The organism is Bradyrhizobium oropedii (assembly GCF_020889685.1).
Taxonomy (GTDB): Bacteria; Pseudomonadota; Alphaproteobacteria; order Rhizobiales; family Xanthobacteraceae; genus Bradyrhizobium; species Bradyrhizobium oropedii.
In genome coordinates this window covers 1-3155 of the sequence record NZ_JACMYO010000358.1, presented here as the reverse complement: position 1 = coordinate 3155, position 3155 = coordinate 1, and the positions used below count along the sequence as shown (strand labels likewise).

Annotated in this window: 2 protein-coding genes; both read left to right on the top strand. The window is 65.5% G+C overall.

Annotation, left to right across the window (positions count from 1 at the left end; genetic code table 11):
* Positions 1 to 319 precede the first annotated feature (319 nt).
* On the top strand, positions 320 to 1972 hold the full coding sequence (locus H8A95_RS42290) for an ATP-binding protein (RefSeq protein ID WP_229188349.1): 1653 nt from the start codon (positions 320 to 322) through the stop codon (positions 1970 to 1972).
* 334 nt (positions 1973 to 2306) lie between these two features.
* On the top strand, positions 2307 to 3155 hold an 849-nt coding region (htpX, locus tag H8A95_RS42285; protein ID WP_229188348.1), incomplete at its 3' end, for a zinc metalloprotease HtpX.

Sequence of the window (3155 nt, the reverse complement as noted above, 5' to 3'; positions counted from 1 at the left end):
CCTGGCGGGGGCCGGACTGGCCGGCTTGGGCAGCAGCTGCTGCGCCGAGGCAAGGGAAGAGGCCAGTGAGGAGAGCGCCAACGCCCCCGCGATCGCTGCGATCATGATCGGGGCGCGGAGGGGAGATGCTGGCATCGATGTCACCGGCTGGGAGAAGGGGGATCAAGGCCCAATCTGCATACACCAGGGCGACACCGGGCAACAACGGGGTGCGCCTCTTAGACCAATTGGGCTTCGGCAGGTTGAGTCGCCGCCGCTATGATCGGCAGGTGATTCGCGGGTAGGGGTGTCGGCGGATCGATCACGCCCGGAGGGACCCATGTGGAGTTTTCTCGAGCGTCTGTTGGATTCGTCGACATTTTCGCCACACGGCATCTGCCTGTTGTGGGAGCCGGAGCTGATCTGGCTGCACGTGATTTCAGACGCAATCATTGCCGCTTCGTATTTCTCAATCCCGTTTGCACTCGCGATCCTCGTCTCCAAGCGGCGCGATTTCCAGTTCGGCTGGATGGCCTGGCCGTTCGCCGCCTTCATCCTCGCCTGCGGCCTCACGCATGTGTTCTCGATCTACACGCTGTGGGTGCCGATCTATGGTCTCGAAGGCCTGCTCAAGGCGCTCACCGCAATTGCCTCGATCTTCACCGCGGTGCTGCTGTGGCCGCTGATCCCGCGTATCCTCGCGATCCCGACCGAGGCGCAGCTGCGCGAGGCGCATGTCGCGCTCGCCGAGGAGGGACGGCAGCGCCAGCACTCGGAATTCCTGCTCGAGCGTTTCCGCGAGGCCGAGGCCAACGAGAGCAAGATCCGCCAGGCGCAGAAGATGGAGGCGGTCGGCCAGCTCACCGGCGGCATCGCGCACGACTTCAACAACATCCTCACCGTCATCACCGGCACCATCGACATCCTGTCCGATGCGGTCACGCACAACCGGCAACTGGTCGAGATCACCGGGCTGATCCGCGACGCCGCCGATCGGGGCGCGTCGCTGACGCGGCATCTGCTGGCGTTTGCGCGCAAGCAGCCGCTGCAGCCGAGCGACGTCGACGTCAATGCGTTGATGGTCGACACCATCGAGCTGCTGCGGCCGACCATCGGCGACCATGTCGACATCGATTTCCGCCCGATGCCCGACCTGCCGCGCGCGCTGGTCGATTCCAACCAGCTCGTCACCGCGATCATCAACCTTGCGCTCAACGCACGCGACGCCATGCCGAAGGGCGGCCGGCTGCGGATCGAGACCCGCACTGCCGAGCTCAAGCCGTCTGACGTCCATGGCCATGACGGGCTTGCCGCCGGCGATTATGTCGCGATCGCGCTGATCGACAACGGCCAGGGCATCGCAGAAGCCGATCTGGCAAAAGTGTTCGAGCCGTTCTTCACCACCAAGGATGTCGGCAAGGGTACTGGCCTCGGGCTCAGCATGGTCTACGGCTTCGTCAAGCAGTCCAACGGCCACATCGTGCTCGACAGTGAGGTCGGCCGCGGCACCAGGGTGATGCTCTATTTGCCACGTGCGGCGATGGTCTCGCCGGCCGTGGTGCCCGAGCGGCGGCAGCCGGACGTGCGCGGCGCGCGGGAAACCGTGCTCGTCGTCGAGGACGACAGACTGGTGCGCTCCTATGTGCTCACCCAGATCGAGAGCCTCGGCTATACTACGCGCTCGGCCAACAATGGCTCTGAAGCGCTCGTCGTGCTCGACAGCGGCGCGCCGGTCGATCTCCTGTTCACCGACGTCATCATGCCCGGTGCGATGAACGGGCGCGACCTCGCCACCGAGGCGCAGAAGCGCCGTCCCGGTCTGCGCGTGCTGTTCACCTCGGGCTACACCGAGAATGCCATCGACCAGGACGGCAAGCTCGAGCAGGGCATCCTGTTCCTGGCAAAGCCCTACAGCCGCGCTCAGCTCGCCCGCATGCTGCGGGTCGCGCTGCGCGAGGAGGAGGCGGCGCGCGCGCGGGAGCCGGCGGAGTAGGCACGCCAGGAGCAAGCTAAGCACCAACTCATATCGAGTAGCGTACACCGCTGCACCTCGCCCCCGCGTGCGGGGACAGGTCGGAACGCATCGCTAGATGCGTTCCGGGTGAGGGGGAATCTCCGCAATCGCAGCTATCGCTGTAGCGGAGACAGCGCCTCACCCCAACCCTCTCCCCGTAAGAACGGGGAGAGGGAGCGCACCGGCAAATGACCAATCGTTAATCCGCGCCGCGTCGCTGCGACGCACTGGTTCCTCTTGCGGCGTCAGCGGCAAAATCCCTACCTCAGCGGCGTCAGTTGTGGCAGCATCCGCCTGCCGTCAGGGAACCACGATGAACTATTTTCGTACTGCGCTCCTGCTTGCCGGCCTCACCGCGCTGTTCATGGGTGTCGGCTATCTGATCGGCGGCGGCACCGGCGCCGTGATCGCGCTGATCATCGCGGCTGCGACAAATCTGTTCACCTACTGGAATTCCGATCGCATGGTGCTGTCGATGTACGGCGCCCATCAGGTCGATGCGCGCTCGGCGCCCGAACTCACCAATCTCGTCGCCGAGCTGGCGCAGCGCGCCGCTCTGCCGATGCCGCGCGTGTTCGTGATGGACGAGGCGCAGCCCAATGCGTTCGCGACCGGCCGCAATCCGGAGAACGCCGCGGTCGCCGTCACCACCGGCCTGATGCAGCAGCTCAGCCGCGAGGAGCTCGCCGGCGTGATCGCGCACGAGCTTGCGCATATCAAGCATCACGACACGCTGACCATGACGATCACGGCGACGATCGCCGGAGCGATCTCGATGCTGGCGCAGTTCGGCATGTTCTTCGGCGGCAACCGCAACAACAACGGTCCCGGCATCGTCGGCTCGATCGCGATGATGATCCTGGCCCCGCTCGGCGCCATGCTGGTGCAGATGGCGATCAGCCGCACCCGCGAATATGCCGCCGACAATTACGGCGCGCGCATCGTCGGCCAGCCGATGTGGCTGGCGTCCGCGCTCGCGAAGATCGAGAATTCAGCGCATCAGGTGCCGAACATGGAGGCCGAGCGCAATCCGGCCACCGCGCACATGTTCATCATCAATCCGCTGTCGGGCCATGGCGTCGACAATCTGTTCGCCACCCACCCCTCGACCGCGAACCGCATCGCCGCGCTGCAGCAGCTCGCCGCCGAGCTCGGCACCCAG